Raw genomic sequence first — 24,409 nt, forward strand, 5'->3', positions numbered from 1 at the left:
GCCGGGTCGTCGCCGGTCAGGGCCAGGTCACCGGACCGGTCGGTGCGGGCGACGACGATCCCCGACCCGGCCAGCCGGTCCACCAGCTCCGGGTTGGGGTGCCGGTAGCTGTTGCCGTTGCCGACGCTGATCACCGCCGCCCGCGGCGCGACGGCCGTGATCAGCCGCGGGACCACCTTGCGGGACCCGTGGTGGGGCATCTTCAGCACGTCCGCCCGCAGGTCGGCACCGGAGTCGATCAGGTCGTCCTGGGCGACCAGCTCGGCGTCGCCGGTCAGCAGGATCGTCGCGGCCGGGGTGGTCGCGCGCAGCAGCAGCGAGATGTCGTTGACCGCCGTCCCGTCGCTGCCGTCGACCGTCAGGGGCGGGTGGACCGGGCCGAGGACCTGCAGGCGCAGCTCCGGCCAGCCCAGCTCCATCCCGCGCGCGAGCCCCACCACCGGGGCACCGGCCTCCTCGGCGCGCCGGGTGATGTCGCGCAGCCCGGACGCCGGTTCCCGTACCGGCCCGACGGCGATGCCGCCCGCGGCGCGGCCACGCAGCGCGCCGGCGAGGCCGCCGTCGTGGTCGGCGTGGAAGTGGGTGATCACCACGAGCTCCAGGACCCGGACGCCGAGCCGGTCCAGGCAGGTGTCGACGGCGTCGTCGGTCGGCCCGGTGTCGACCAGGACGGCGTGCCCGGGGGTACCGGTGGCGAGGACGAGCGCGTCGCCCTGACCGACGTCGCAGGCCACCATCCGCCATCCGGCGGGCGGCCAGCCGGGCGGTGCGAACCGGGTCGGGACGAGGACGACGAGCAGCCCGACCAGCAGGGCCAGCAACAGCGCCCGCAGCCGGGGCACCCGGCCCATCGCCAGCAGCACGACCAGCACCCCGGTGAGCAGCAGCGCGCCGCCCGCCCCCGCGGGCCACGGCACGGTGGCACCGGGCACCGCGGCGGCCCGGTCCCCGACCACCACCAGCCACCACACGAACGGTCCCGCCAGCCAGGCGCAGCACCACGCGGCGGCCGGGCTCACCGCGGACAGCACCGCGCCGAGCACGCCCAGCACCGTCGCGGGGGCGACGGCGGGCGCGGCGAGCAGGTTCGCCACCACGGTGACCAGCCCGACTCCCCCGTTGAGCCCGGCGATCACCGGCGCGGTGGCCAGGGCCGCGGCGACCGGGACGACCAATGCCTCGGCCGGTCCGGACGGCAGCCCGCGCCGTCGCAGCGCCGCCGTCCAGCCCGGACCGAGCAGCACCAGTGCGCCGGTGGCGACGACGGAGAGCACGAACCCGGCGTCGACGGCCAGGGCGGGGGCGGCCAGCAGCAGGCCGAGCACGGCCACCGCCAGCGCGGGCACCGCCGATCGGGCCCGGCCGGCCGCGAACGCGATCAGCACCACCCCGCCCATGACCGCCGCCCGCAGTACCGACGGTGACGGCCGGGCCAGCACGACGAACCCGACCAGGGCGAGCATCGCCGCCGCGGCCGCGATCCGCGGGTCGGTCCGGAACAGGCGCAGGAGGAGCAGCACCGCCCCGGTGATGATCGCGACGTTGGCCCCGGAGACGGCGGTGAGGTGCGCGAGCCCGGCGGTGCGGAAGTCCTGCTCGGTCTCGGCGAGCTGGGCGCGGGTGTCCCCGATCGCGAGCCCGGGCAGCAGTCCCGCGGGTGCCTCGGGCAGCGCGGAGACCGCCGCGTCGCGCAGGCCGTCGCGCAGCGCCCCGGCACCGGTCTGCCACCAGGGCGGCGCGGTCACGTCCTGCGGCGCACCCCGGACCTTCAGCACGGCGACCGTGAGGTCGGGGCGCTGTGCGGGCATGAGCAGCCCGGCGGCGGAGACCTCCTGGCCGGGGAGCAGCCCGGTCCAGCTCGCCGCCGGGGCCAGGAGCAGGAGCTTCCCGCCGGTGGTCGCCCGGTCCCCGCCGACGGTGGCCGTGACGAGCTCGGTGGGTACCAGCGCCATCGCCCGGGCGGCGCCGGACTCGTCGCCGCCGCCGGTGGTGCTGCGCAGGAGTCGGGGGTCGTCGGTGAGCCGGACGCGGACCTCGGCGGCGGCGCCGCGGTCGGCGGGTGCCCGCAGCGGGTGCGACGCCAGCGCGGCCGCGTGGACGGTGACCAGGACGGCCGCGACGAGTGCGCACCCGGCCGCGGCGAGCACGATCGAGGACGGTGCCGCGGCGCGGGCGCTGGCCCGGGCGCGGAGCAGCGCGACCGGCAGGGCGAGCGCCGCGAGGACGGCGGCGGTGATCCCACCCGCGGTGCCGCCGAGCAGCCCGGCGAGGACGGCGGCCCACGTGGCGAGCGCGGCGGGGACGAGACGCAGGTCGGGTGGGGCGGGACGCTCGGCCTGTTCCTCGTGCTCCCCGTGGACCGGGTCCGCCCGGCGGGCTCCGGCGCGGGTCACACCCGCACCAGTTCCTGGAGCTGGGCGAAGCGGCGCTCGCCGATGCCGTCGATCTCCCGCAGCTGCTCGACCCGGCTGAAGCGCCCGTTGGCGCTGCGCCAGTCGACGATCTTCTTCGCGGTGACCGGACCGACGCCGGGCAGGGCGTCGAGGTCGGACGCGGTCGCGGTGTTCAGGTCGATCTTCCCGCCGGGGGCGCCGGGCGGGGCGGGTGCGGCGGCCGCGCCCGGTTCGGTGCCCGACGCGGGCTCGGAGCCCGGGGCGGGCAGGACCGGGGCGGCGTCGACGGCCGGCGGGACGCCGACCGCGATCTGCTCGCCGTCCCCGAGCCGCCGCGCCAGGTTGAGCACGCTGAGGTCGACCTCGGGCAGCGCGCCCCCTGCGGCGTCGAGGGCGTCGGCGACGCGCGACCCGTCGGGCACCCGGACGAGGCCGGGCCGGGCGACGCGCCCGACGACGCTGACGACGAGCGGCCCCGCGGTGACCGGGGCCGCCGCGACGGGTGCCGGTGCGTCCGCGCCCGCCGACCGGTCCGCCTCCCCGGCCGCCGCCTCGCCGGGCACCGCCGTCACCTCGGGGAGGCCGCCGACGGGCTGCACGGTGGGGCGGTCGAGCCACACACCCACCCCGGCGACGAGCGCACCGACGAGCACCACCGCCACCAGCGCGAGCGCACCGGGGCGGCCCGGGTCGACCCGCGCCCCGGCCAGCGACGACGGCAGCCACCGCTGGGCCCGGCGGCGCAGCCACGAGGGGCGCCCGCCGTGCGGGCCGTCGTCGCCGGGGGCCTCCTCGGGCGGGGCGGGATCGTCCCGGGCCAGCAGGGCCAGGGGATGGCCGGCGTCGGGGTCGGCGGTCCACACCGGCGTCGCGCCCTGCGGGTCGGCGGGGTCGGCGGTCCACTCCGGTGCCGCACCGTGCGAGGCGCCGGGGTCGGCGGGCCACCCCCGTGCCGCCCCGTCCAGCGCGCCGGGGTCTGCGGGCCACAGCGGCGTCGCGCCCCGCGGGTCGGCGGGGTCGGCGGTCCACCCCGGTGCCGCACCGTGCGAGGCGCCGGGGTCGGCGGGCCACATCGGCGCCACACCGTGCGAGGCGCCGGGCCCGGACGCCGGCGGCGTCGTACCCGGCGAACCGGCGCCGCGGACATCGTGCGGCGGGGGTGGCCCGGGCGCGGGCGCTCGTCCGGGGCGTGACTCGGCCGGGCCGGGAGGCAGCGGCAGCGCGGGCAACGGGACCGTCGGGGGATCGAGCCGGTCCGCGACCGTGTCCGGCCGCCCGCGCGTCCCGATCCCGGCGAGCCGCCGGGCCGGGTCGAGGGAGGCGTCGGTCCTGGTCACGCAGCCGACGCTAGGGCCGCCACACCCGTTCCGACCGGCCGGTGTCCGGCCTGTGGACGGATCCGTCGATTGGGGACCGACGGCGTCCCGTGGGCCGTCACGGGGCCGGATCGTCGGCGGTCCGTGCTAGACACCGGCGGGGCCCGTCGGCTCGTGGCAGGGCGGCCGGGGCCGGCCACCCTCCGGGGAGGCGGTCAGCCCGCCGGCACCACCACGACCCCCACCAGCCCCGGTCCCGCGTGCGCCCCGATCACCGCGCCGACCTCGGAGACGTGCATCCCGGCGGCGTCGGGCAGCTGTTCGCGCAGCCGGTCGGCGATGTCCTCGGCCCGGTCCTCGGCACCGAGGTGGTGCACGGCGACGTGCGCCCCCGGACCCGCCTCGGCGACCGCGAGCGCGACGAGCCGTTCGGTCGCGCGCGAGGTCGTGCGCACCTTCTCCAGCGGCGCGATCCGGCCGTCGCGCAGGTGCAGGATCGGCTTGACCGACAGGGCCGTGCCCACCAGCGCGGACGCGGCGCCGATCCGGCCGCCACGGCGCAGCCGTTCCAGGTCCTGCACCGCGAACAGGACCCGTGCCCGTGCGGCGACGGCTCCGGCCACGGCCTCGACGTCGTCGGGGGCCTCGCCCGCCCCGGCGGCGTCGGCGGCGGCCAGCACGGCGAAGCCCAGACCCATCGCGATGGCGCCGGAGTCGACGACCCGGATCCGGTCCGGGGCGACCTCCTGTGCGGCGAGCCGGGCAGCGTCCCAGGTGCCGGACAGCTCCCGGGACAGATGCACGGCCACGACGGCGGGGGCGCCGTCGTCGAGCAGGGCGGTGAAGCGCTCGGCGAACGCGGCCGGGGTCGGGCGCGAGGTCTGCACCAGCAGGTTGCGGTCGGCGAGGGCGGTGATCAGCTCGGCGGCGGAGACGTCGACACCGTCACGGGCGGTGCGCTCGCCGAGCCGCACCTCCAGCGGGACGACGTGGATGCCCCGCCGTTCCGCGACGCCGGGCGGCAGGTGGGCGGTGGAGTCGGTGACCACGGCGACCGGCGAGGGGGGCACGGCCGGACCCTATCCACCCGGCGGGCGGAACAGCGGTGCCAGTGCCCGCTGCGCGGCGAGGTAGCGGCCGTGCGCGTCGTCGAGGCGGCCGCGGGTGCGCGGGTCGGGGGTGAACTCCCGGTCGACCCGCACCATGCGCCCGGCGAGCTCACCGACCGAGGCGGCGTCGCCGGTCGCGAGCGCGGCGAGCATCGCGGCGCCGAGCACCCCGGCGTCGCGCTCGGCGGTGCGGCGGAGAGGCCGGTCCAGCACGTCGGCCTTGATCTGGCACCAGAGGTCGCTCGCCGCACCACCGCCGCAGGCGGCGATCGTGTCGGCGCGACGTCCGGCGGCGGCCTCCAGCGGCCCCAGGACGTGCCGGGCGGCGTGCGCGACGCCCTCCAGCACGGCGCGGCCCAGCTCGGCGGACCCGGTGGCGAAGCCAGCGCCGAGCCAGTGCCCGCGCAGGTCCGGGTCCCACAGCGGGGCCCGTTCCCCGGCGAGCTGGGGCAGGAACAGGACCTGGCCCGGGTCGGCGCCGGCGGCGCGGCCCAGCAGCTCGCCCGGTGCGACGCCGAGCACCGCGGACGCCCAGGTCAGGGCGTCGCCGCCGGCCTGGGTGGGCCCGGCGTGCACGTGCAGCCCGCGCCACGGCGGGAACGTGACGATGCCCGGGGCGCCGCCGCCGGGCGTCGCGGCGAGAGCCAGGACCTCCGAGGTGCCCGCGATGTCGATCGCGTCGCCGGGGGCGGCGATCCCGCCGCCGAGCAGCGCCGCCCAGGCGTCCATCGTCCCGACGGCGACGGGCAGCCCGGCCGGGAGCCCGCCCGCGCCGGTGGTCTCCCCCGCGACCGACGCCGGGTCGGCCAGGGGCGCCGGCATCGCGCGCAGCCCGGGGACGAGCAGGTCGAGCCAGTCCGGGTACCGGCCGTCGGGGTCGAGGAGCCCGGTCGAGGACAGCGGGTCGGCCACGGCGGTGCCGGTGAGCCGTTCGAGCAGCCAGTCCTTGGGGGCGAGCAGCCTCCGTGCGCGGGCCCACGCGTCGGGCCGGTGTTCGGCGAGCCAGGCGGCCCGGGCGGCCGCGTGCGAGGCGTCGACGGTGCCCAGCCCGCCCCGGACCCGGGCCCGCTCGGCGGGGGCGAGCCGCTCGGTCAGTGCCGCCGCGACCGGGCCGCACCGGCCGTCCTGCCACGTGATCGCCGGGTGCACGGGGGCGCCGCCGTCGTCGACGAACAGATGGGTGTTGACCTGCGCGCACACCCCGACCGCCGTCACCCCGGCCAGTGCCGGGCCGAGTGCGCCGACCACCTTGGTGAGCCCGGACCACCAGTCGTGCGGGTCCTGCTCGGCGTGCCCGGGTGCGGGCCGCGCGGTGGGGTGGGCGGCACGGGCCGCGGTGACCCGGACGCCGTCGCCGGTGAACACCGCCGCCTTGACCGAGGTGGTGCCGAGGTCGATGCCGAGCAGGGTCACGGCCGGTCCCCCACGGCCGCGAGGAGCCCGGCCAGCGCCTCCCCGACGGCGGCGTGGCCCGCCCAGCCCCAGTGCAGCCCGTCGGGGTTGCCGTGCCCACCGAGGACGTGCTCGCCGACCAGGGCGGGCACGTCGAGCACCGTCACCGCCGGGGCGCCGGCCGCCCAGCGGCGGATCGCGGCGTCGGTGGCGGCACGGTGCGGGTGGGCCAGGCCGTAGTCGGCGGCGCGGTGCACCGACGGTGCCAGCGCCACCACCGGCAGCCCGGGGCGCAGGGCGTGCACACCGGCCCGGCAGCGTTCCAGGTAGGCGACGGTCAGGCGGGGCGGCAGGGTCGCCGGTCCCCCGCCGGGCAGCCGCGCCAGCGCCGGGGCGAGCCGCGGCTGGGCGCGCCGGTAGGCGCTGCGGGCCGCGTGGCGCAGCGAGGCGGGCCGCAGGACCGGGATCAGCTCGCGCAGCGCGGTCGGCAGCGGGGACGGCAGCGAGTCCATCCCGGACACCCCGAGCACGACCGCGCCGACCCGCGGCAGCGCCGCCCACACCCGCGGGTCCCCGGTGATCGCCGACCAGGCGTGCCGGGCCGTCCACCCGGCGCGCGCGACGATCTCGGCGCGGCCGCCGAGGCGGGCGGCGGCGATGTTGGGCCACAGCCTCGGCTCGTCGGCCGGGCAGGGCCGCTCGGGTCCGTGGAAGGCCAGCGAGTCCCCGACGACCAGCAGGTCAGGCACCGATGTTGTACCCCGACAGGCGCCAGCGGGGGTGGTCGTCACGGCGGGCGACGACGGCCCACCGGGTGTTGCCCAGCCCGCCGATCACCGGCCAGGACGACTGCGGCAGGTCGAGCAGCCCGCACACCATCCCGGCGATCATGCCGCCGTGCGCGACGAGCAGCACGGAGCGCTCCTCCGGGTCGGAGGCGTACTCGAGGTCCAGCTCCTCGACGACCGGCAGCGACCGGACGACGACGTCGACCCGGGACTCCCCGCCGGGCGGGGTGAACCGCGGGTCGGACCGCCACTCGGCGATCGCGCCCGGGTCGTCGGCACCGATCTCGGCGATGGTGCGTCCCTGCCAGTCCCCGAGGTGGGTCTCCCGCAGCCGCTTGTCCACCGACAGCGGCAGCCCGACGGCCTCGGCCACCGCGGTCGCGGTGTCGTGGGCGCGGGTCAGGTCCGAGGTGATGATCCGGTCGAACCGCTCCTGCGCGAGCCGCGGCGCGACGGCCGCGGCCTGCGCGCGACCGGCGTCGGTCAGCCGGGTGTCCAGGTGCCCCTGCATCCGGCCGACGGAGTTGTACTCGGTCTGCCCGTGCCGCAGCAGGGTGACCCGGCGCAGCGTCATGCAGTGCCGTCCGGGTCGCCCTGGGGGTCGGGCACCTCGATCGCCGGGCAGTCCTTCCAGAGCCGGTCCAGGCCGTAGAAGCCGCGCTGCTCGGTGTGCATGACGTGCACGACGATGTCGTTGAAGTCCAGCAGCACCCAGCCGTTGTCGTTGTCGCCCTCGCGGCGGGTCGGCTTGCTGCCGCGCTCGCGCAGCTTCTCCTCGACCTCGTCGACGATGGCCTGGACCTGACGCTCGTTGGCCGCCGACGCCAGCACGAAGCAGTCGGTCAGCGCGAGCTGGTCGGACACGTCGAGCGCGACGATGTCGACGGCCTTCTTGTCGGCCGCGGCGGCCGCGGCCACCTTCGCCAGCTCGACCGCCTCCGGTGATGCCGTCACCACACTCTTCCCTTCACGACCACGATTGACCTCGACAGTGTGTCAGCCGGGCACCGGGGGCTTGGGCGGCGGGCACCGGGCGGGATAGGTTTCCGCCTCACGGTGGAACGTCGAAGGAGACTCCCCATGCCCCTGGCGCCCGATCTCGAGGGCACGCAGTGCGAACCGGTCAGCTTCGCGTGGGCACGGGACGACGTGCTCCTCTACGCGGTCGCCGTCGGCGCGGGGGGTGAGGACCCCACCGCCGAGCTGTCGCTGACCACGGAGAACACCGCGGGCGTGCGGACGGCGGTGCTGCCGTCGTTCGCGGAGATCGTCACCGCGGGCGCGAAGGTCGACCTCGGTGACGTGGACGCCTCGCGCGTCGTGCACGCCGAGCAGGCGTTCCGGGTGGTCGGCCCGCTGCCGGTGGAGGGGCGGGTCCGGGTGACCGCGACGGTCACCGAGGTGCTCGACAAGGGGTCCGGGGCGCTGGTGCGCACCGAGGCCGAGGCCGTCGACGCGAGCACCGGGGAACCGGTTCTGACCAGCACGAAGACGTTGTTCCTCGGCGGCGAGGGCGGCTTCGGCGGCACCCGCGGTGACAGCGCGCCGAGCCCCGTCCCCGACCGCGCGCCCGACCACGAGGTGACCTACCGGACCACGCCCGGCCAGGCCCTGCTCTACCGGCTGACCGGGGACCGCAACCCGCTGCACAGCGATCCGGAGTTCGCCGCGAAGGGCGGTTTCGACCGGCCGATCCTGCACGGCATGTGCACCTACGGGTTCACCACGCGTGCGCTGGTCGCGACCGTCTGCGACGGCGACGCCCGCCGCCTCGTCGCGATGGACGCCCGGTTCACCCGGCCGGTCGTGCCCGGCCAGTCCCTGACCGTCTCGGTGTGGGACACCGGTGACGGCACGGTCGCGTTCCGGACCGCCGTCGACGGCGAGGTGGTGCTGGACCGCGGCACCGCGGAGGTCACGGCGGCGGCCGCGTCCGCCTGAGCGCTCAGGACGCCGCCGCGGTGACCCGCGGCGGCGCCGGGTCCCCCGGGTAGTCCTGACCTCCCCGATAGGCGAGGGCGGACAGCGCGTCGAGCGCCGCGAGCTGCGGGTAGGTCCGGTCCGGGTCGCCCCGGTGCGGCCACCGGTGGTCCAGGTGGCGGAAGGTCACCGCGCGATGCCGCGTGGTGGCCAGGAACCGCGGGTTGTCCCGCACGAAGCGGGCGTAGGCGTGCCGGAGCGCGGGGTGGCGGCCCAGCTCGGTGCGGACGAACCGGTCGACGTCGGCGCCGATCTCGTGGACGTACTCCCCGCAGGGGGCGACCACGAACGGCACCACCCACGCCTCGTGCACGCAGAGCAGGTCGCGCACGGCGCGCTGGCGGTGCCCGGCGTTCTCGCTGCGCGACATCCACGCAGCGACGACGGCGCGGCGGCGCGGGCCCATCCGGGCGAGCACCGCCGACGACGGCCAGGGGAACGACACCCGGAACGGGATGTGGACCGGGTCGCCGTCGACGTGCACGTCGTGGTCGGCGACGCCGCCGCCGGAGTCCTGCACGAGCTGCGCCGACACCGCGCCCCACGGGGCGAGGGTGTGCATCGCGGCGTGGGCGTCCCGGCGGACGGGCTGCGGCACCGCGCGGAGCAGCAGACCGGCCACCGTCGGGGTGGGGACCTCGATCACGAGGATCACCGTAGCCCGATCGGCGCAGCGCAGCGTGACCGATGGTCGACTATTGCGCTGCGTCGTCACTCTTTCGGCGCTGCGTGATCGGCAGCCGGTAGAGCGCGGCGACCGGCTCGCGGCCGTCTGGGAACCGCCACCCGGCGGGCGCGGTCCCGGTGCGGACCCAGCCGGCCGCCCGGTAGAGACGCTCGGCCGGGACGGACTCGACGACGTCGAGCACCCCGTCGCGGCCACGGGCCGCGAGCTCGGCGGCGACGCCCGCCAGCAGGGCGCGGGCGTGCCCGGCACGGCGGAGCGCCGGGTCGACGAACACCCGGGTCAGCCGCAGCGCACCGGGGTCGCCCGCGTCGTCGGCATCGTCGGCGAGGAGCGCGGCGTGCCCGATGACCCGCTCCCCCACCGTGACGACCAGCGCGGTGACCAGGCCCGACGGGGACAGGAACGCCGCCGGGTCGGCCGGCCAGGTCGACGGGTAACGGTCGGTGGCGTGCACCGCGCGCAGCACCGCGACGCAGCCCGGCAGGTCGTCGTCGGTGCGGGGGCGCGGACCCGGCGGCACGACGGCGCTCACGACCCGACCGTACCGCCGCACCCCGGTGCCGCGACCGGATCGGCGCCACCGCCGGAGCCGGCCGGACCGGCGGGCCCGCGCGGGGGCGCAGGTCAGCGCGGGGTCACCCCGGCCGGGTAGACCGCGTCGACCTCCACCTCCACCAGCCAGCCGGGGACCGGCAGGCTCGCCACCTCCAACGCGAACCGGCTGGGCCGGGCGGGGTTGCGGACCAGCGGTGCGGCGGGCGCGGCCGTCCCGGTCGGGACCAGCACCGTCTCCCCCGTGGTCAGGTCGGTGTTGGCGAAGTACTGGCGGTAGGCCCGGTTCCAGCCGGCGTAGTCCGCCCGGGTCGTGCCGGGGGCGTTGTCGAGGAACACCCGCATCGAGGTGACGTCGTCCAGGCGCAGGCCCCGGGCCTCCAGGTTCTCCTTGATCCGGGCGAGCGCGTTCATGCCCTGGGCCTCGGTGAGCGAGACGCCCGCGGGGAGCGTGCCGCCGGGGAACTGCCCCGCGTCGACGTAGGACTGCGGGGTGCCGTCCGCGGCCGCGGGGTTCGCCGCGGACGGGCCGAGACCGCTGGACTTGTACAGCGACGCCCCGCTCACCACGCTCACCCCCTCGGCGATCATCGGGTCGGCCTCGCCCGCCTCCAGCACGGGCAGGGCGGACGGTCCGGGCCCGGCGGGGTCGGGCGCGCCGCCGGCGCAGCCGGTGACCAGCGCGGCGGTGACGGACAGGGCGATCAGGACGGGGACGGGACGTCGCATCGTGTCTCCTCGGGGAACGGGGTGGGGTCAGGCGCCGCCGGCGACCCGGGCGTGCAACGCCGAGACCGTCGACCGGGCGGAGGTGAACGCGCCGTGCTGCCAGGCGATGGCGTGCGAGAGGTGGTCCCCGGCGAACCAGATGCGCCCGGCGGGCTGGGTGAGCAGCCGGTACTCCGGGCTCGTGGCCTCCCAGCTCGCCCAGGCCGACTCCGACCAGCGGGTCACCGCCCACGACCCGGAGAACGACGACGCGATGTCGGAGCGGTACTTCTCGCCGTGGATCGCGGCGCCCTCGTCGAGGGCCTTCGCGAGCCGCTGGCGGTGGGTCAGGGACTCGAAGGCCCGCTGTCGCGCCCCGGAGCTGTAGTAGCCGACGACCACGCCCCGGTCGGCGTGGAAGTGGTCGTAGGGGAACATGATCTGGGCGATGTCGCGGTCGGTGTTGCTGGCGCCGCCGTAGATCCGCTCGTCGGTCTCCCACCAACGGCGGGTGTACTCGATCCCGAGCTTCCCCGACGAGCTGGGCCTGGCCGCACGCTGCGCGGCCAGCACGGCGGCGGGCAGGTTGGTGTCGAGCCGGGTCACCAGGTGCGGCGGCAGCGTGCAGACGACCTCGTCGGCCGTCAGCCGCTCGACCGGCCCGCCCGCGACCGGCACGACGTCGACGGTCACCCCGTCCGGGGTGTTGTGCAGCCCGGTGACGGCCGTGCCGTAGCGGATCCGGTCGGCGCCGATCCGATCGGCGAGCGCGTGGTGGATCCGGTCCATCCCGCCGACCGGGGTGAACATCATCGTGGCCTGGTCGTACTCGTAGTCGAAGGCGAAGTTCCGGCCCAGGCCGCTGCGGATCACCGACGACATCGGGTACGGCACGGTGGGGGTCCCGGCGTCGGTCCCGCCGCCGGGCTCGCGGGCGTAGCCCCGGCGCGGGGAGCCGAGGTAGCGGCCGTCGGAGGACAGGTCACCCAGCGAGACGAGGAACTCCGAGAGCGCCTCCTTGTCCGCGGCGGTCAGGACGTCGTCGAGCGCGCCGCGCGTGGTGGCCTTGTGGAGCAGCTCGGAGACGTAGCCGAAGGTGTCGGCCTTCGCCGCCCGGTAGGTGACCGAGGTGCCGGACAGCGCCCCCGCGTCGGTGTAGTTGACGACGGTGTTGGCGTTCTGGTTGCCGAACGGCTGGATCTCCACACCGAGCTCGCGGCAGTAGTCCAGGGTGACGTGGCTCTGCGGGATCCGGGTCGCGCCCAGGTTGAAGAAGTGGCCCGGCGCGAACGTGCAGCGTTGCGTCTCGCCGTGGAGGTCGGTCTCCTCGGTGCCCGCGCGCACCGACCAGACCCGCCCGCCGGGCCGGGTGCGGGCCTCGACGACGGACACGTCGTAGCCGACCTTGCCCAGTTCGTGGGCGGCGGCGAGCCCGGCCGGGCCGGCGCCGAGCACGAGCACGCGGCGGCCCGCGGCACGGGCGTCGCGGGCCGGTGGGGTCCAGGCCGGGTCGTCCCCGGCACGCGGGGCGAGGCCGATGGTCGCCATGGCCTCGTACGCGGCGCCGGCCCCACCGGCCAGCCCCAGCGCCCTGATGAACGTTCTGCGGGTCACGGTCACGGCGGAGATGTTCGGAACCGGCGGCGACGGTCGCGGGTCGTCCGCGCTGCGTTCGCGGCAACCGGACCGGGAAGGCGGGCGGCGCGCTCCCATCGCGGGTTCGACGTCCGACGCGTGGACGCAACACCCGGGCAACAGCCCGGCCCTAGCGTCCGGCTCCGTGTCCGACCTCGACAGGGCCATCGCGCGGTCCTTCTCCCCCGGCCGGGCACCGCTGCGGGCGGAGTCGCCGATGGCGCCGCTCGGACGGCGCCGGATGGGTGGGACCGAGCTGGTCGCGCAGTCCGTGGCGACGACCGCGCCGGCGGCGTCGATGGCGATGCTCCCCCTGGTGGTGGGCCGGCTCGCCGATCCGCTGGCGGGGCTGCTCGTCGTCGTCGGCGCGACGGTGGCGGTGACCCTGGTGGCGGTCTGCCTCGGCCAGTTCACCCGTCGTCAGGCCGCCGCGGGCGGTGTCTACAGCTTCGTCTTCCAGGGCCTCGGCGCGCGGGCCTCGCTCACCGCCGCCGTCGTGATCGGGTGCAAGTACCTGGGCAGCGCAGCGATCACCCTCTACGCGGGCGGCCGGGCCCTGACCGCGCTGGCCGGGGCGGCCGGGCTCGACGTGAGCGGGGCCGGTGCGCAGGTGCTGCTGCACCTGGTGGTGGCGGCGGGGATCGCGACGGTGCTGGTGCGCGGGCCGCGGGTCGCCGCCCTCACCCTGCTCGGGGTGGAGGCCGGCTCGCTGCTGCTCGTCGTCGCGGTGCTGCTGGTCCCGGCCCCGGACCCCGCCGCGCCGGTCCCGGCCGGACCGGTGCCGGACCTGCTGGCCGTCGCCCTGACGGCGATGTTCATGCTCGCGGGCTTCGAGTCGGCGACCTTCTTCGGCCCGGAGGCGCGACGACCGCTGGTCACGGTGACCCGGGTGGTGCTGTGGACGCCGCTGCTGTGCGGAGCGCTGCTGTCGTTCGCGGCCTGGGCCGGCTGGACCGGCCGGGCCGCGACCCTGGTCCGGATCCTGACCGACCCCGGGTCGGCGGGGGTCCCGACCGCGCTGGTGGTGGCCCTGCACGCCGGTCTGGCCTGCTCCTACCTGGCCTCGGCGGCGGCCTCGGCGCACGCGGCGTCGCGGGTCGCGTTCTCCCTCGGGGTGGAGCGGCTGCTGCCGCGCTTCCTCGCGACGGTGCACCCGCGGTGGCGCACCCCGCACCGGGCCGTCGTCGGGATCGTGGCCGTGGTGCTCGCCGGCGGGCTGCTCGCCGACCTGGCCCCGTCCGGGACCGACGCGGTGCGCCACCTGGTGCGGGCCCTGGTCACCGTCGCCTACGTGCTGGTCGCCCTCGCCTCCGTCGCGTTCCTGCTGCGCATCCGGGAGCACACCCGCCCGGCGCTGGTGACCGGCGCCGCGGTCGGGGTCCTCGGCACGCTGCTCCTGGTGCTGCGGCTGCCCGGCCTGCTCGGCGCCGTCGACGGGACCGGCGCCGCGGTGGCCCTGGTGGCGTGCTGCGCGGCGGGGCCGGTGTGGTGGTGGTTCCTGCGCCGTCGCCCGGACCGGCTCGCCCGGATCGGGGCGTTCGACCAGCCCGGCAGCGACGACGTCCTGCCCGGCGCGGGCGACTTCGTCCCGGACGCCTCGGGCACGCCGAGACTGGTCCGGCGGGACCGGCGGGCCGGGGACCCGCCGTGAGCGAGCCGGGTGCCGCGAGCCGGGCCCTGGAGCTGCTGGAGGCGGTGGCGCGGATCGGGCCGGGTGCGACGGCGCGGGAGCTGTCCCGCACGACGGGGATCCCGGCGGCGACGGCGTACCGGCTGCTCAACGTGCTCGTCGCCGACGGCTACCTGGTCCGGATCAGCGACCTGTCCGGTTTCGCGCTGGGGCGCCGCACCCGCGAGCTCGCCGGTGCCGCACAGGGTCCGCCGCAGATGGCCGAGGTCGTCGCCGGGATCCGCGGCCGGGTCCGGTTCGGGCTGTTCGTCGCCGACTGGCCCGCGGGCACGCTGCGGCTGGTCGACCGGGACCCCGACCACGAGCTGCCCGGGGAGCGGACGCTGCTCGCCCATCCGCACGCCTCGGCGATGGGCAAGATCATGCTCGCCGCGCACCCCGAGCTCGTCCCCGACCGGCCGCGGCCCCTCACCCGGCACACCCTGACCGCCGGGCCCGTGCTGGCCGAGGAGCTGCGGACGGTGGCGCGCGCGGGCGTCGCCACCGAGGTCGACGAGCTGCGCTCCGGCCGCTCGTCGGTCGCGGTCGCGGTGCGCGACGCCGAGGGTCGCGTCGTCGGCTGCCTGGCCGCCCTCGGCCCGACCGGGCGGCTGCCGGTCACCGATCCGGACCTGACCGCGCTGCTGCGCGCGGGGGCCGACCGGATCGGCCGGCTCACGGGCGCACGGGAGCCGGGTCAGCGCGGACGCAGGACGTAGCCGGTGTAGCCGTACTCGGCGCCGAACCGCTCCCGCACGGCGATCTCGCCGCCCACCTCGTCCAGCGCCACCGGGTCGACGCCGTCCTCCCGCAGGGTCGCGATCCGGCAGGCCAGCGGCCGGTAGTAGGCGTCCCAGTCGGAGTCGGGGAGCAGGTAGACCGCCTGCACCGTGTACCCGGCGCGCTGCGCGGCGGCGACGTTCTCCGCGGTCGTCCGCATCCCCGGGTAGCCCGTGTCCCAGAACTCCCGCGCGCCGGGTGACGGCTCGGTGGTCGTCCACTCGGCCTCGGTGAGGACCAGCACACCGCCCGGGGCCAGCAGCCGCCGCCAGCCGGCCAGCGCGGCGTCGAACCCCATGACGTAGGCCGCACCCTCGGACCAGACGAGGTCGGCCTCGCCGTCGGGCAGCGGGAGGTCGTCCATCGCCGCGACGAGCGGACGCACCCGCTCCCCCAGCCCGGACGTCGCGGCGCGGGTCCGCAGCCGCTGGAGGAAGGGTTCGTGCAGGTCGACGGCGACGACCTCACCACCGGTCGCGGCGGCCAGCGGGAGCGTCGAGGGGCCCGTCCCGCAGCCGATGTCGACGATCCGCGGCCGCTCGGGCAGGTCGCCGGCCAGACGCAGCAGCAGCGCCGTCGTCTCCTCCGATCCCGGCGCCTCACGGGGCAGGTCGTCGTGGGCGGCCAGGAAGACCTGCTCCAGCGGTGTGCTCACGTCCGCGCATGATGCCCGCACCGGGCCGTCACCGCAGCACCGATACCTGTGCATGATGGGGTGGTGCACGTCGACATGCTCCTGATGGCGATCCCCCCGCTCGCGATCTACTTCCTGTGCGCGGGCGTCGTCGGGGTGGAGAGCATCGGGGTCCCGCTGCCCGGTGAGATCGTGCTGGTCGGCGCGGCGCTGCTGGCCGCGCGGCCCGGGTCCCACATCGACCCGGTCGCCGTCGCGGCGTCGGCGACGGCGGGCGCGATCATCGGTGACTCGATCGGCTACTCGGTCGGGCGCCGCTACGGCACCGGCCTGCTCGAACGGCTCGGGCGCCGCTTCCCCAAGCACCTGGGGCCCGCCCATCTCACCGTCGCCCGGCGGATCTTCGACCGGCACGGGGTGTGGGCGGTGCTGTTCGGTCGCTTCGTGGCGATCCTGCGGATCCTGGCCGGGCCGCTGGCCGGGACGATGCGGATGCGCTACCCCGCGTTCCTCGCGGCGAACGCCACCGGTGCGGTGCTGTGGGCGGGCGGCACGGTCGCCCTGATCTACCTGCTCGGCATCGTCGCCGAGACCTGGCTGAAGCGGTTCTCCTGGATCGGGCTGATCGTCGCCGTCGTCGGCGGACTGCTGGTGTCGCGCTACGTGCGGCACCGGGTGGAGCGGGCCGCCGCGCGGGAGGAGACGGCGACCTGAGCGCCGGTCAGCGCGCCGCGTGCGCGGTGTAGACGACCCCGCCGGAGAACGACCGGGCGTCGAGGAGCCGTAGTCCCTCGAAGGACGCACCGTCGGGGAACAGGCGCCGGCCGGCGCCCTGCACGACCGGGTGGTGGAAGAGCCGGAACTCGTCGACGAGCCCGGCGGCGATGAGCGTGTGGCAGAGCGTGATGCTGCCGGTCAGCACGATGTCGGTGCCCGGCTGCTCCTTGAGCGCCGCCACCTCGGCGACCGGGTCCCCGGACAGGATCGTCGAGTTCTGCCACTCCGGGTCGGTCAGCGTGGACGACACCACGTACTTGTCGACCTTGTTCAGGTAGTCGGTGATGCCGGTGGCGTCGTCGGTCTGCGCGGGCCAGAAGCCGCGGAAGTCGCAGAACGTGCGACGGCCGAGCAGGGTCGCGTCGGACGCGGCGTCCTGGCGGTGCAGCTCGGCGAGCACGTCGTCCTGGCCCTCGGCGTTCGGGTCGAACCAGTCGCCGAGGAACTCGACGGAGCCGTCGAGGGTGATGTTCTGGGTGATCGCGAGGGTGCGCACGGGAGGTGCCTCCACGGTCGTCGGTGCGTCGTACACCAGGGTCGACCGCGGAGGCGTCCCGGACTCATCGCTCCGCTCAGCCGTCGACGACGGTGATCGCCGACGCCGGACAGCCCCGCGCCGCGTCGCGCACGGCCTGCTCCTGGCCGTCCGGCGGGGTGTCGGTGAGCAGCTCGACGATGGCGTCGGAGTCACGCTGGTCGAACACGTCCGGGGCGGTGAGCAGGCACTGCCCCGAGCCGACGCACGCGTGCTGGTCGACCTCGACCTTCATCGCGGTCCCCTCCCTCACCAGCGGACCGGCAGGCTGCGGACGCCGCCGGTGATGTGGTCGGTGCGCACGTCGAGCTCGTCCATGCCGACGGCGAGGTCCAGCTCCGGCAGCCGACGGGCGAGCGTCGCGAAGACCGCACGCAGCTCGGTGCGGGCCAGGCTCGCGCCGATGCAGAAGTGCGGCCCGTGGCCGAAGCCGACGTGTCCGCGCTCGGTGCGGTCGGGGTCGAAGGTCTCCGCGTGGTCGAAGACGTCGACGTCGCGGTTGGCGGCGTTGACCGAGAGGATCACCGCGTCGCCGCGCGCGATCGTGACCCCGGCGATCTCCACGTCCTCGTGGGCGTAGCGCAGCAGCCCCAGGTCGCCGGGCGCGCCGAGGCGCATGACCTCCTCGATGACGGCGTCGACCCGGCCGTCCGGGTCCCCGGCGAGCCTGTCCCACTCGTCGCGGTTGGTCATCAGGAACAGGATGCCGAGCCCGATGCGGTTCACCGTGGTCTCGTGGCCGGCGAACAGCAGCCCGACGCAGAGCCGGACCATCTCGGGGTAGCCGAACCCGGGGTCCTCGGCCTGGGCCCGCACGAGGTCGGTGATGACGTCCTCGCCCGGCTCGGCGCGCTTGCCCTCGGCGAGCCCGGCCATGTAGCGGCCGAACTCCTCGCGGGCGGCGTGGGCGTCCTCCCCGGAGAAGGTGGCCATCCGGTCGGACAGGGCACGGAAGTACTCGCCGTCGGACTCGGGGACGCCGAGCAGCGAGCAGATGACCGCGACGGGCAGCGGGAAGGCGAGGTGGGTGTGCAGGTCCACGGTGGCACCCGGGCCCGCGGCGTCGTGCTCGGCGACCATCGCGTCGACGTAGCCGTCGACGAGCTCCTGCACGTGCCCCGACAGCGTCCGCATCCGCTTGGCGGAGAAGGCCGGGGTGAGCAGCCGGCGCATCCGGCCGTGCTCCTCCGCCTCGTTCTCGTAGGTGCCGGTCGGCCCGTCCTGGACGGCGGCGGTGCTGATCCTCGACGCCTTCTCCGGCTCCGGGTGCGACCGGCCGAACCGCTTGTCCCCGAGCAGCTCGCGGACCTCGGCGAACCGGGTCACCAGCCAGGCCGGGTCCCCGGCCGGGGTGGTCACCGGCGCGATCGGCGCCTCACGGCGCAGGACCTCGTAGAACGGCGCGAGATCGAGCAGGTTCGGTCGGGTGAACGGCAGGCGGGGACGCTCGGTGGCGAGGGTCATCGACACTCCTGGGGTCGTGGTGGTGATCCCCAGCCTACGATTTGTTGGCAGTATCTGCCACGAATGTGTCCGGAGTGCGCCGGACCGTCCCCGAACGGGCGGGTCGAGGACGGTCCGGGCCCGCGGTCACGCCGGGCTGTCGAGCAGCTCCTGCAGGTACTGGTCGATCTGCGGCATGTAGGTGGGCGCGACGCCGAACAGGGCGAGGTGCCCGAGCAGGTCGTCGACGACGCGGATCGTCGCGTGCGGGGTCAGCTCCAGCTCGGCCTCGTGGTCACGGACCGGGAAGAACATGTCCTCGTTGATCGGGATGACCCGGGCGACGGACTCGTTGCGCCCGAGCGCCTCGGCGAGGTCGCCGCCGGTGTGGCGGGCGACGTCGCCCCGTTGCCACTTCCACGCCATGCACAGCAGGTCGTTGGGGTCCATCGCGGTGAAGTACGGCTCCAGGAAGCCGGCCATGAACGCCTCGCGGGACTCGAACTCCAGGGCGCGCCACACCTCCTGCTTCCAGAACTCGGTGGAGAACCCCATCACCGCCCAGATGCCGGCGTGCCGCTTCAGCCCGGCCTCGACCTCGGTGTTGCTGCGGTAGTTGCCGCCGGCGAAGCCGGGGTCGGAGGTGATCGCCTGGACCAGGGCCTGCGTGTAGAGGAAGTCGTGCGGGGTGTTCTGCGCGGTCCCGGCGATCGGCGCGGCGCGGCGCACCTTCTGCGGGAACCGGACCATCCACTCGTAGGTCTGCTGCGCGCCCATCGAGCCCCCGACGACCAGCGCGAGCCGGTCGATCCCGTAGTGCTCGCGCAGGAGCTGCTCCTGGGCGCGGACGTCGTCGCCGATGCGGACGTGCGGGAAGTTCGACATCGCGATGCCCGCGTTGGCGCCCGAGGCGTTGTGCGGGCTGGTCGACAGACCGTTGCCGATCTGGTTGACGACGACGATGAAGTACCGCTCCGGGTTCAGCGCGTGGTCCGGGCCGATGTAGACGTCGCGGAAGATCTGGTGCGTGCCCGAGTACCAGGTCGTCACGAGGATCGCGTTGTCCTTCGCCGCGTTCAGCGTACCGAAGGTGGCCACCGCGAGCTGCAGGTCGGGGATCACCCCGCCCTCCTCCAGCGCGAACTCCCCCAGGCTGATCAGGTCGTAGTCGCCGTGGAACTCGTGGGTGTAGTAGGGATTCTCGATCGCCGTCGGCTGCGCTGTCGTCCCGGTCGTCACTGCTGTCACGCTCCTGCTCCGTCGAAGACGCGGACCGGGGCGACTCTTCTCCCTTGTGACGCGCGGCACAAGATCCCGACCGGGCCGCGCTCAGCTCCAGGCGACGACGAGCACGAGCATCGTCACGACGATGCCGAGTCCCAGCACCATCATCAGCAGCCAGGCCGCGGCGTTCGGTGGCGCCGCGGCGGGCGCCGGGTCGGTGCTGCGGCGCAGCTCGGCGAGCTGGGCGGGGTCGAGGATGGGCATGGTCAGGTCGTCGGAGTTCATATGGTGGTAACGCGCGGAGCCGGGTCGCAGGCACTGCGTTCCCATCTCTCGTGTGCCGCAAGAAGATCGATGTCGCGGACGGTGGTCCGCGTCCGCCCACCGGGCTCACTTTCCGTAGACCGGCGACACCCGTTGCATGACGCACCGTGATCGGCGGTGTGGCGGCGTCGCACCTCGCGGAGGTGTGCGGGGTCGGGTCGTCACACCCCGGGCGGCGGGGACGCGCCGTCGATCCGAGCGGACAGCCAGTCCCTTGCGTACCGCAGCGCGGTGGCGGCGACCGGGGTGTCGTGCCCGGCGAAGCCGTGCGGGACGTCCGGGTGGACGCGCAGGTCGACCTCGACCCCGGCCGTCGCGAGCCGGGCGGCCATCGCGAGGTTGTCCTCCAGCAGCACGTCGTCGGTGCCGACCGTCATCAGCAGCGGCGGCAGGCCGGTGAGGTCGGCGAACACCGGGGAGAGGTCCGGGACGGTCCGGTCGGCGACGTGGCCGGCGTAGGCGCGCAGGAAGTACTCGTCGGCGATGCGGCGACCGGCCGGGGTGCGGGCACTCAGGTCGTAGGTGCCGTACCGCAGGTCGGCCCCGGCGACGCGGTCGGCCAGGCCGCGGTCGCGCCGCCGCAGCAGCGTCGTCACGGCCAGGGTGGCCCCGGCGGAGACGCCCGTGAACGCGATCCGGTCGGTGCCGAACAGCTCCGGCGCCCGGTCGAGCAGCCACAGGGCCGCGGTCGCGCAGTCGTCGGGTGCGGCGGGCCAGGGGTGCTCCGGGGCGAGCCGGTGGTCGACGGCGACGACCGCGACGCCGAGCGCGTCGGACAGCGCCCGGTTCCCGACGTCGTCCCGCGCGGCCGAGCCCAGGTAGAAGGCACCGCCGTGGATCTGCAGCAGCACCCCGCGCGCCGTGCCCGGCGGGCGACAGATCCGCACCGGCACCCGACGGCCGTCGGCGACGGCGGTGTCCCCCACCGCGGGCGGCACCGCGGGCTGCGGCGTGGCGGCCGCGGCCCGGACCGCGCGCAGCTCGTCGGCGTCCGCGGGGCCGCGACCCGCCGGACGGGAGCGGTAGAAGGCCCGGGTCCGCTCGGCGTCGGCCGACGGGACCGGCACGGTCAGTGCGTCGAGGTCGACACGCACGGGCCGCTCAGTCCTGCCCGCGGCGGGTCAGCACCCGGGGGCCGTCCTCGGTGATCGCGACGGTGTGCTCGGAGTGCGCGGTGCGCGAGCCGTCGGCGGAGCGGATGGTCCAGCCGTCCGGGTCGAACACGATCTTGTCGGTGGTCCGGGCGAACCAGGGTTCGAGCGCGAGGGTCAGCCCCGGGCGCAGGGTCAGGCCACGGCCGGCCCGCCCGGCGTTCGGGATGTGGATGTCGCCGTGCATGGTGCGGCCGAGGTCGTGCCCGCCGAACTCGGTGTTGACCGGGTAGCCGTAGTCGCGGGCGACCCCGCCGATGGCGGCGGAGATGTCGCCGAGCCGGTTGCCCGGCCGGGCCGCGTCGATCGCGGCCTCCAGGGCGTCCTCGGTGGCCCGGACGACGCGCAGGTCGCCCTCGTCGGCCGTGGTGCCGACGACGACCGTCCGGGCGGAGTCGGCGACCCAGCCGTCGATGCTGACGGCGATGTCGGCGCTGAGGACGTCGCCGTCGCGCAGGACGTAGTCGTGCGGGAGCCCGTGCAGCACCGCGTCGTTGACCGACAGGCAGATGACGTTGCGGAACGGGCCGCGCCCGAAGGACGGGGCGTAGTCCCAGTAGCAGGACTTGGCGCCGCGTTCGGCGATCATGCCGCGCACGTGCTGCTCGATGTCGAGGAGGTTCACGCCGACGTCGGCGATCCGGCCGACCTCGGTGAGCACCTCGGCGACGAACCGGCCGGTCGTGTGCATCCGGTCGATCTCGGCCGGTGTCTTCAGTTCGATCACGGTATTACTATACCGGACCGTCACGGCTTGCCGGTACAGTAATACCGACCCTACGCTCGACGCATGGTCCGTCAGCCCCTCACGCCCGAGCAGATCGAGGCCGGCCGCCGTCTCGGTGCGCTGCTGCGCCGGGCCCGGGCCGACCGCGACCCGGTCGACGTCGCGCGGGCGGCCGGCGTCTCCCCCGAGACGCTGCGCAAGCTCGAGACCGGACGGCTGCCCTCGCCGGGGTTCGGTACGATCGTGTGTCTGGGCGAGGCGCTCGGGGTGCCGCTGGAGGAGCTGGCGGCGGAGTGGCGCGGGAGCGACGTGGCGATGGAGGCCGCCGGGTAGCTCAGGTCAGCTGCCGGCCCAGCACGTCCAGTACCTCCTCACCCAGCGCGACCGACTCCCGGTCGCCGATCCGCTCGTAGCCCGCACGGCTGCCCCGGACCTCCTCGACGACCAGCGCCCACTGGGACGGGTCCAGACCGATGCGCAGCTCCTGGTCGGCCGCCGGCCACTGCCCGTCGACCCAGGGGACCTGCGCGCCGATGGACTCGCGGGCGGCGAGGGCGAGATCGGCCCGCGCGTGGTCGTCGCCCATGATCGCGACCTCGATGGCGTTGTCGAGCTCCGCGTCGGCGACGGCGCAGAGGCGCGCGCTCAGCACGACGGGGACGGCGTTCGTCATGCGGGCGGGATCGTCGAGCCGGGCCGTGGCGTTACCCGGCCGGGGCCCGGCACGGCGATGCCGTCGCGCCGGGCCGCTCGCCGCCCTGATGCGATCCCACCGGGGTGCGCCCGGCCGGCGCCGCCACACGTCCTGAACCGTCCGCCACCACGGGGACGCGTCCGGCTCCCCGATCGGGCGGACCCCGAGGGGCCTGGAATGACCGGCGGGGAGATCGAGTTGACCGGGGAGGTACGGCGCGGAGACGGCGCCCGACACCTCACCGGAGGAGCTCGACATGAGTGACGCACCCGCCCCGATGGACTTCGCCGCGATGAATCGCGCCGTGATCGAGGAGTTCCGCGCGAACGGCGGCCGGGCGGGCGGCATGTTCGAGGGCAAGCCGCTGGTGCTGGTGCACCACGTGGGGGCCCGGTCGGGCACCGAACGGATCGCTCCGCTGGTCCCGCTGATCGAGGGCGAGCGGGTGTTCGTCTTCGCGAGCAAGGGTGGCGCCGACAGCAACCCGGACTGGTACCACAACCTGATCGCGAACCCCGACACGCGGATCGAGCTGGGCACGGACACCCTGCCCGTGCGGGTGCGGGAGGTCACCGGCCCCGAGCGCGACGAGGTCTACGCCCGCCAGGTCGCACTGGAGCCGCAGTTCGGCGACTACCAGCGCAAGACGGACCGGACCATCCCGGTGCTGGAGCTGCAGCGGGCCTGAGTCCGCACCCCGGTTCCGGACCCGCCCCCCGGGGCCGGCCCGTTGCCCGTCGATCAGTACCTGAGCGCGGTCGCGCGGGGCGTGCACGGCACTCCTGTGCTGATCGACGGGGGCGTGGTCGTCACCCGGGATGGGTGGGGCCCGGATCCGGACTCCTCCCGGGGCGCGGCGCAGACGTGCGCCGACACGTCCACCGCCGCGATCACCCGTCCGGCGCCCTGACATCCCGGCCGAGCGTCCGTCCGCGCAGTGATCCGCGGCCCGCGCGCTGATCCGTCGCCCGCGCGCGACCGGACGCACGCGACGAGCGGATCACCGCGCGTACCGAGGATCACCGCGGAGCGGTGGAGGGCGCACGGGGTCGGCCGCCGATGTTCGGCTGCCCCGCCGACGGCTGCTGATCCACAACGGGGCGTCGGTCGAGACGGTGCAGCTCGCCCTGGGACACAGCTCGCCGATGATCACCCACGCACACGCGTGGCCGGACGCCCTGGATCGCACCCGGACGCTCGTCGACACCGCGCTCGGTGCGGATCCGCGCTGACCCTCCGAGTCAGATGATCTTGTACCCGCAGGGGGTCCGCCGAGAGAAACCGCAGCTCAGCGCTCCGGATCCAGGTACAGGCTGCGCTTGGAGATGTACTGCACCACCCCGTCCGGCACGAGGTACCAGACCGGCCGCCCCGCACCCACCCGCGCCCGGCACTCACTGGACGAGATCGCCATCGCGGGCACCTCCACCGTCGTCACCGACCCCTGGGGCAGGTGCCCGTCGGCCAGCTCGTACCCGGGCCGGGTCACGCCGACGAAGTGCGCGTAGCGGAACAGCTCGTCGACCTTGCGCCAGGACAGGATCTGCTGGAGCGCGTCCGCGCCGGTGATGAAGAACAGCTGCGCGTCGGGCATGGCGTCGTGCAGGTCGGCGAGGGTGTCCGCGGTGTAGGTGGGGCCGTCGCGGTCGACGTCGACGCGGCTGACCGAGAACCGGGGGTTCGACGCCGTCGCGATGACCGTCATCAGGTATCGGTCCTCGGCCGGTGAGACGTCGCGGCCGGTCTTCTGCCACGGTCTCCCGGTCGGTACGAAGATCACCTCGTCGAGGGCGAAGCGGTCCGCCACCTCACTGGCGGCGACGAGGTGGCCGTGGTGGACGGGGTCGAACGTCCCGCCCATCACGCCGATCTTGCGCTGCATCGACGCAG

26 protein-coding genes and 1 pseudogene are annotated in these 24,409 nt (G+C 75.7%); 6 read left to right on the top strand and 21 right to left on the bottom strand.

Annotated features, from left to right (window positions below):
* Positions 1–182: 182 nt before the first annotated feature.
* The 7 genes and pseudogenes from KPL60_RS11705 to rsfS all read right to left on the bottom strand — a co-directional run.
* Positions 183–1,952: pseudogene (locus tag KPL60_RS11705) on the bottom strand (ComEC/Rec2 family competence protein); the annotation flags it as partial.
* Positions 1,953–2,389: 437 nt separating this feature from the next.
* Complete coding sequence (locus KPL60_RS34630) at positions 2,390–3,730, bottom strand: helix-hairpin-helix domain-containing protein (RefSeq protein ID WP_308016731.1); 1,341 nt, start codon at positions 3,728–3,730, stop codon at positions 2,390–2,392.
* A gap of 194 nt (positions 3,731–3,924) precedes the next feature.
* Positions 3,925–4,779, bottom strand: coding sequence for a DegV family protein (locus KPL60_RS11715; protein ID WP_226365820.1), 855 nt, complete (start codon positions 4,777–4,779; stop codon positions 3,925–3,927).
* Between the two features lie 9 nt (positions 4,780–4,788).
* A complete protein-coding gene (locus KPL60_RS11720) occupies positions 4,789–6,231 on the bottom strand; it encodes an FGGY-family carbohydrate kinase (RefSeq protein WP_226365821.1) in 1,443 nt (480 codons plus the stop codon).
* Entirely contained in the window at positions 6,228–6,959 is a 732-nt protein-coding gene (gene octT / locus KPL60_RS11725) for a diglucosylglycerate octanoyltransferase (protein WP_226365822.1), read from the bottom strand. The genes KPL60_RS11720 and octT overlap by 4 nt, the downstream gene beginning before the upstream one ends.
* A complete protein-coding gene (locus KPL60_RS11730) occupies positions 6,952–7,572 on the bottom strand; it encodes a histidine phosphatase family protein (protein WP_208825198.1) in 621 nt (206 codons plus the stop codon). The genes octT and KPL60_RS11730 overlap by 8 nt, the downstream gene beginning before the upstream one ends.
* Positions 7,569–7,952: a ribosome silencing factor gene (rsfS, locus tag KPL60_RS11735; protein ID WP_226365823.1), complete on the bottom strand. Its 384-nt coding sequence runs from the start codon at positions 7,950–7,952 to the stop codon at positions 7,569–7,571. The genes KPL60_RS11730 and rsfS overlap by 4 nt, the downstream gene beginning before the upstream one ends.
* Before the next feature lie 126 nt (positions 7,953–8,078).
* Between rsfS and KPL60_RS11740 the strand changes: the two genes are divergently transcribed.
* A complete protein-coding gene (locus KPL60_RS11740; protein WP_226365824.1) occupies positions 8,079–8,939 on the top strand; it encodes a MaoC family dehydratase in 861 nt (286 codons plus the stop codon).
* Between the two features lie 4 nt (positions 8,940–8,943).
* On the opposite strand, the gene KPL60_RS11745 is transcribed toward KPL60_RS11740, so the two are convergent.
* The 4 genes from KPL60_RS11745 to KPL60_RS11760 form a co-directional block, all read right to left on the bottom strand.
* Entirely contained in the window at positions 8,944–9,624 is a 681-nt protein-coding gene (locus tag KPL60_RS11745) for a hypothetical protein (RefSeq protein ID WP_226355973.1), read from the bottom strand.
* Positions 9,625–9,673: 49 nt separating this feature from the next.
* Complete coding sequence (locus KPL60_RS11750; RefSeq protein WP_226365825.1) at positions 9,674–10,198, bottom strand: GNAT family N-acetyltransferase; 525 nt, start codon at positions 10,196–10,198, stop codon at positions 9,674–9,676.
* A 92-nt stretch (positions 10,199–10,290) separates the two neighbouring features.
* Positions 10,291–10,947: a Rid family hydrolase gene (locus tag KPL60_RS11755; protein ID WP_226355971.1), complete on the bottom strand. Its 657-nt coding sequence runs from the start codon at positions 10,945–10,947 to the stop codon at positions 10,291–10,293.
* 27 nt (positions 10,948–10,974) lie between these two features.
* Positions 10,975–12,546: an FAD-dependent oxidoreductase gene (locus tag KPL60_RS11760; RefSeq protein WP_226365826.1), complete on the bottom strand. Its 1,572-nt coding sequence runs from the start codon at positions 12,544–12,546 to the stop codon at positions 10,975–10,977.
* Between the two features lie 160 nt (positions 12,547–12,706).
* Here KPL60_RS11760 and KPL60_RS11765 point away from each other — a divergent pair, with 160 nt between their 5' ends.
* A complete protein-coding gene (locus tag KPL60_RS11765) occupies positions 12,707–14,212 on the top strand; it encodes an APC family permease (RefSeq protein ID WP_226365827.1) in 1,506 nt (501 codons plus the stop codon).
* The gene (locus KPL60_RS34635; protein WP_226365828.1) at positions 14,209–14,949 is read left to right on the top strand and encodes an IclR family transcriptional regulator; all 741 of its coding nucleotides are present in this window, start codon (positions 14,209–14,211) and stop codon (positions 14,947–14,949) included. Before KPL60_RS11765 ends, KPL60_RS34635 begins: the two co-directional genes overlap by 4 nt.
* Here the strand turns inward: KPL60_RS34635 and KPL60_RS11775 are convergent.
* Positions 14,928–15,665 carry a class I SAM-dependent methyltransferase gene (locus KPL60_RS11775; RefSeq protein ID WP_226365829.1) on the bottom strand — a complete coding sequence of 246 codons (738 nt, stop codon included), beginning with the start codon at positions 15,663–15,665 and terminating at the stop codon, positions 14,928–14,930. The two genes, KPL60_RS34635 and KPL60_RS11775, sit on opposite strands and share 22 nt — an antisense overlap.
* A 63-nt stretch (positions 15,666–15,728) precedes the next feature.
* Between KPL60_RS11775 and KPL60_RS11780 the strand changes: the two genes are divergently transcribed.
* The gene (locus KPL60_RS11780; RefSeq protein WP_226365830.1) at positions 15,729–16,358 is read left to right on the top strand and encodes a DedA family protein; all 630 of its coding nucleotides are present in this window, start codon (positions 15,729–15,731) and stop codon (positions 16,356–16,358) included.
* 7 nt (positions 16,359–16,365) lie between these two features.
* Here the strand turns inward: KPL60_RS11780 and KPL60_RS11785 are convergent, their stop codons facing one another.
* The 7 genes from KPL60_RS11785 to map form a co-directional block, all read right to left on the bottom strand.
* The gene (locus KPL60_RS11785; protein ID WP_226365831.1) at positions 16,366–16,917 is read right to left on the bottom strand and encodes a dihydrofolate reductase family protein; all 552 of its coding nucleotides are present in this window, start codon (positions 16,915–16,917) and stop codon (positions 16,366–16,368) included.
* Positions 16,918–16,993: 76 nt separating this feature from the next.
* On the bottom strand, positions 16,994–17,191 hold the full coding sequence (locus tag KPL60_RS11790) for a ferredoxin (protein WP_226365832.1): 198 nt from the start codon (positions 17,189–17,191) through the stop codon (positions 16,994–16,996).
* A gap of 14 nt (positions 17,192–17,205) precedes the next feature.
* Positions 17,206–18,420: a cytochrome P450 gene (locus tag KPL60_RS11795; protein WP_226365833.1), complete on the bottom strand. Its 1,215-nt coding sequence runs from the start codon at positions 18,418–18,420 to the stop codon at positions 17,206–17,208.
* Between the two features lie 126 nt (positions 18,421–18,546).
* A complete protein-coding gene (locus KPL60_RS11800) occupies positions 18,547–19,647 on the bottom strand; it encodes an alpha/beta fold hydrolase (RefSeq protein ID WP_226365834.1) in 1,101 nt (366 codons plus the stop codon).
* Positions 19,648–19,728: 81 nt separating this feature from the next.
* The gene (locus KPL60_RS11805) at positions 19,729–19,887 is read right to left on the bottom strand and encodes a hypothetical protein (protein WP_226365835.1); all 159 of its coding nucleotides are present in this window, start codon (positions 19,885–19,887) and stop codon (positions 19,729–19,731) included.
* Between the two features lie 221 nt (positions 19,888–20,108).
* The gene (locus tag KPL60_RS11810; RefSeq protein ID WP_226365836.1) at positions 20,109–21,041 is read right to left on the bottom strand and encodes an alpha/beta hydrolase; all 933 of its coding nucleotides are present in this window, start codon (positions 21,039–21,041) and stop codon (positions 20,109–20,111) included.
* Positions 21,042–21,048: 7 nt separating this feature from the next.
* Positions 21,049–21,825 carry a type I methionyl aminopeptidase gene (map, locus tag KPL60_RS11815; RefSeq protein ID WP_226365837.1) on the bottom strand — a complete coding sequence of 259 codons (777 nt, stop codon included), beginning with the start codon at positions 21,823–21,825 and terminating at the stop codon, positions 21,049–21,051.
* Positions 21,826–21,888: 63 nt separating this feature from the next.
* Between map and KPL60_RS11820 the strand changes: the two genes are divergently transcribed.
* Positions 21,889–22,158 carry a helix-turn-helix domain-containing protein gene (locus tag KPL60_RS11820; protein WP_226355958.1) on the top strand — a complete coding sequence of 90 codons (270 nt, stop codon included), beginning with the start codon at positions 21,889–21,891 and terminating at the stop codon, positions 22,156–22,158.
* Between the two features lies 1 nt (position 22,159).
* On the opposite strand, the gene KPL60_RS11825 is transcribed toward KPL60_RS11820, so the two are convergent.
* Positions 22,160–22,498 carry a hypothetical protein gene (locus KPL60_RS11825; RefSeq protein WP_226355957.1) on the bottom strand — a complete coding sequence of 113 codons (339 nt, stop codon included), beginning with the start codon at positions 22,496–22,498 and terminating at the stop codon, positions 22,160–22,162.
* A 277-nt stretch (positions 22,499–22,775) separates the two neighbouring features.
* Between KPL60_RS11825 and KPL60_RS11830 the strand changes: the two genes are divergently transcribed.
* Positions 22,776–23,207, top strand: coding sequence for a nitroreductase family deazaflavin-dependent oxidoreductase (locus KPL60_RS11830; RefSeq protein WP_226365838.1), 432 nt, complete (start codon positions 22,776–22,778; stop codon positions 23,205–23,207).
* Between the two features lie 600 nt (positions 23,208–23,807).
* On the opposite strand, the gene nadD is transcribed toward KPL60_RS11830, so the two are convergent.
* Positions 23,808–24,401: a nicotinate-nucleotide adenylyltransferase gene (gene nadD, locus KPL60_RS11835; protein ID WP_226355955.1), complete on the bottom strand. Its 594-nt coding sequence runs from the start codon at positions 24,399–24,401 to the stop codon at positions 23,808–23,810.
* Positions 24,402–24,409 lie beyond the last annotated feature (8 nt).

This window comes from Pseudonocardia sp. ICBG162, assembly GCF_020496225.1.
Classification (GTDB): domain Bacteria; phylum Actinomycetota; class Actinomycetes; order Mycobacteriales; family Pseudonocardiaceae; genus Pseudonocardia; species Pseudonocardia alni.

Excerpts from the sequence above, each read along its gene's own strand:
- KPL60_RS11730 (WP_208825198.1), bottom strand. The coding sequence starts at position 7,572 with ATGACGCTGCGCCGGGTCACCCTGCTGCGGCACGGGCAGACCGAGTAC.
- KPL60_RS11740 (WP_226365824.1), top strand. The coding sequence starts at position 8,079 with ATGCCCCTGGCGCCCGATCTCGAGGGCACGCAGTGCGAACCGGTCAGC.
- KPL60_RS11755 (WP_226355971.1), bottom strand. The coding sequence starts at position 10,947 with ATGCGACGTCCCGTCCCCGTCCTGATCGCCCTGTCCGTCACCGCCGCG.
- KPL60_RS11790 (WP_226365832.1), bottom strand. The coding sequence starts at position 17,191 with ATGAAGGTCGAGGTCGACCAGCACGCGTGCGTCGGCTCGGGGCAGTGC.
- KPL60_RS11795 (WP_226365833.1), bottom strand. The coding sequence starts at position 18,420 with ATGACCCTCGCCACCGAGCGTCCCCGCCTGCCGTTCACCCGACCGAAC.
- KPL60_RS11805 (WP_226365835.1), bottom strand. The coding sequence starts at position 19,887 with ATGCCCATCCTCGACCCCGCCCAGCTCGCCGAGCTGCGCCGCAGCACC.
- KPL60_RS11820 (WP_226355958.1), top strand. The coding sequence starts at position 21,889 with ATGGTCCGTCAGCCCCTCACGCCCGAGCAGATCGAGGCCGGCCGCCGT.
- KPL60_RS11825 (WP_226355957.1), bottom strand. The coding sequence starts at position 22,498 with ATGACGAACGCCGTCCCCGTCGTGCTGAGCGCGCGCCTCTGCGCCGTC.
- KPL60_RS11830 (WP_226365838.1), top strand. The coding sequence starts at position 22,776 with ATGAGTGACGCACCCGCCCCGATGGACTTCGCCGCGATGAATCGCGCC.
- nadD (WP_226355955.1), bottom strand. The coding sequence starts at position 24,401 with ATGCAGCGCAAGATCGGCGTGATGGGCGGGACGTTCGACCCCGTCCAC.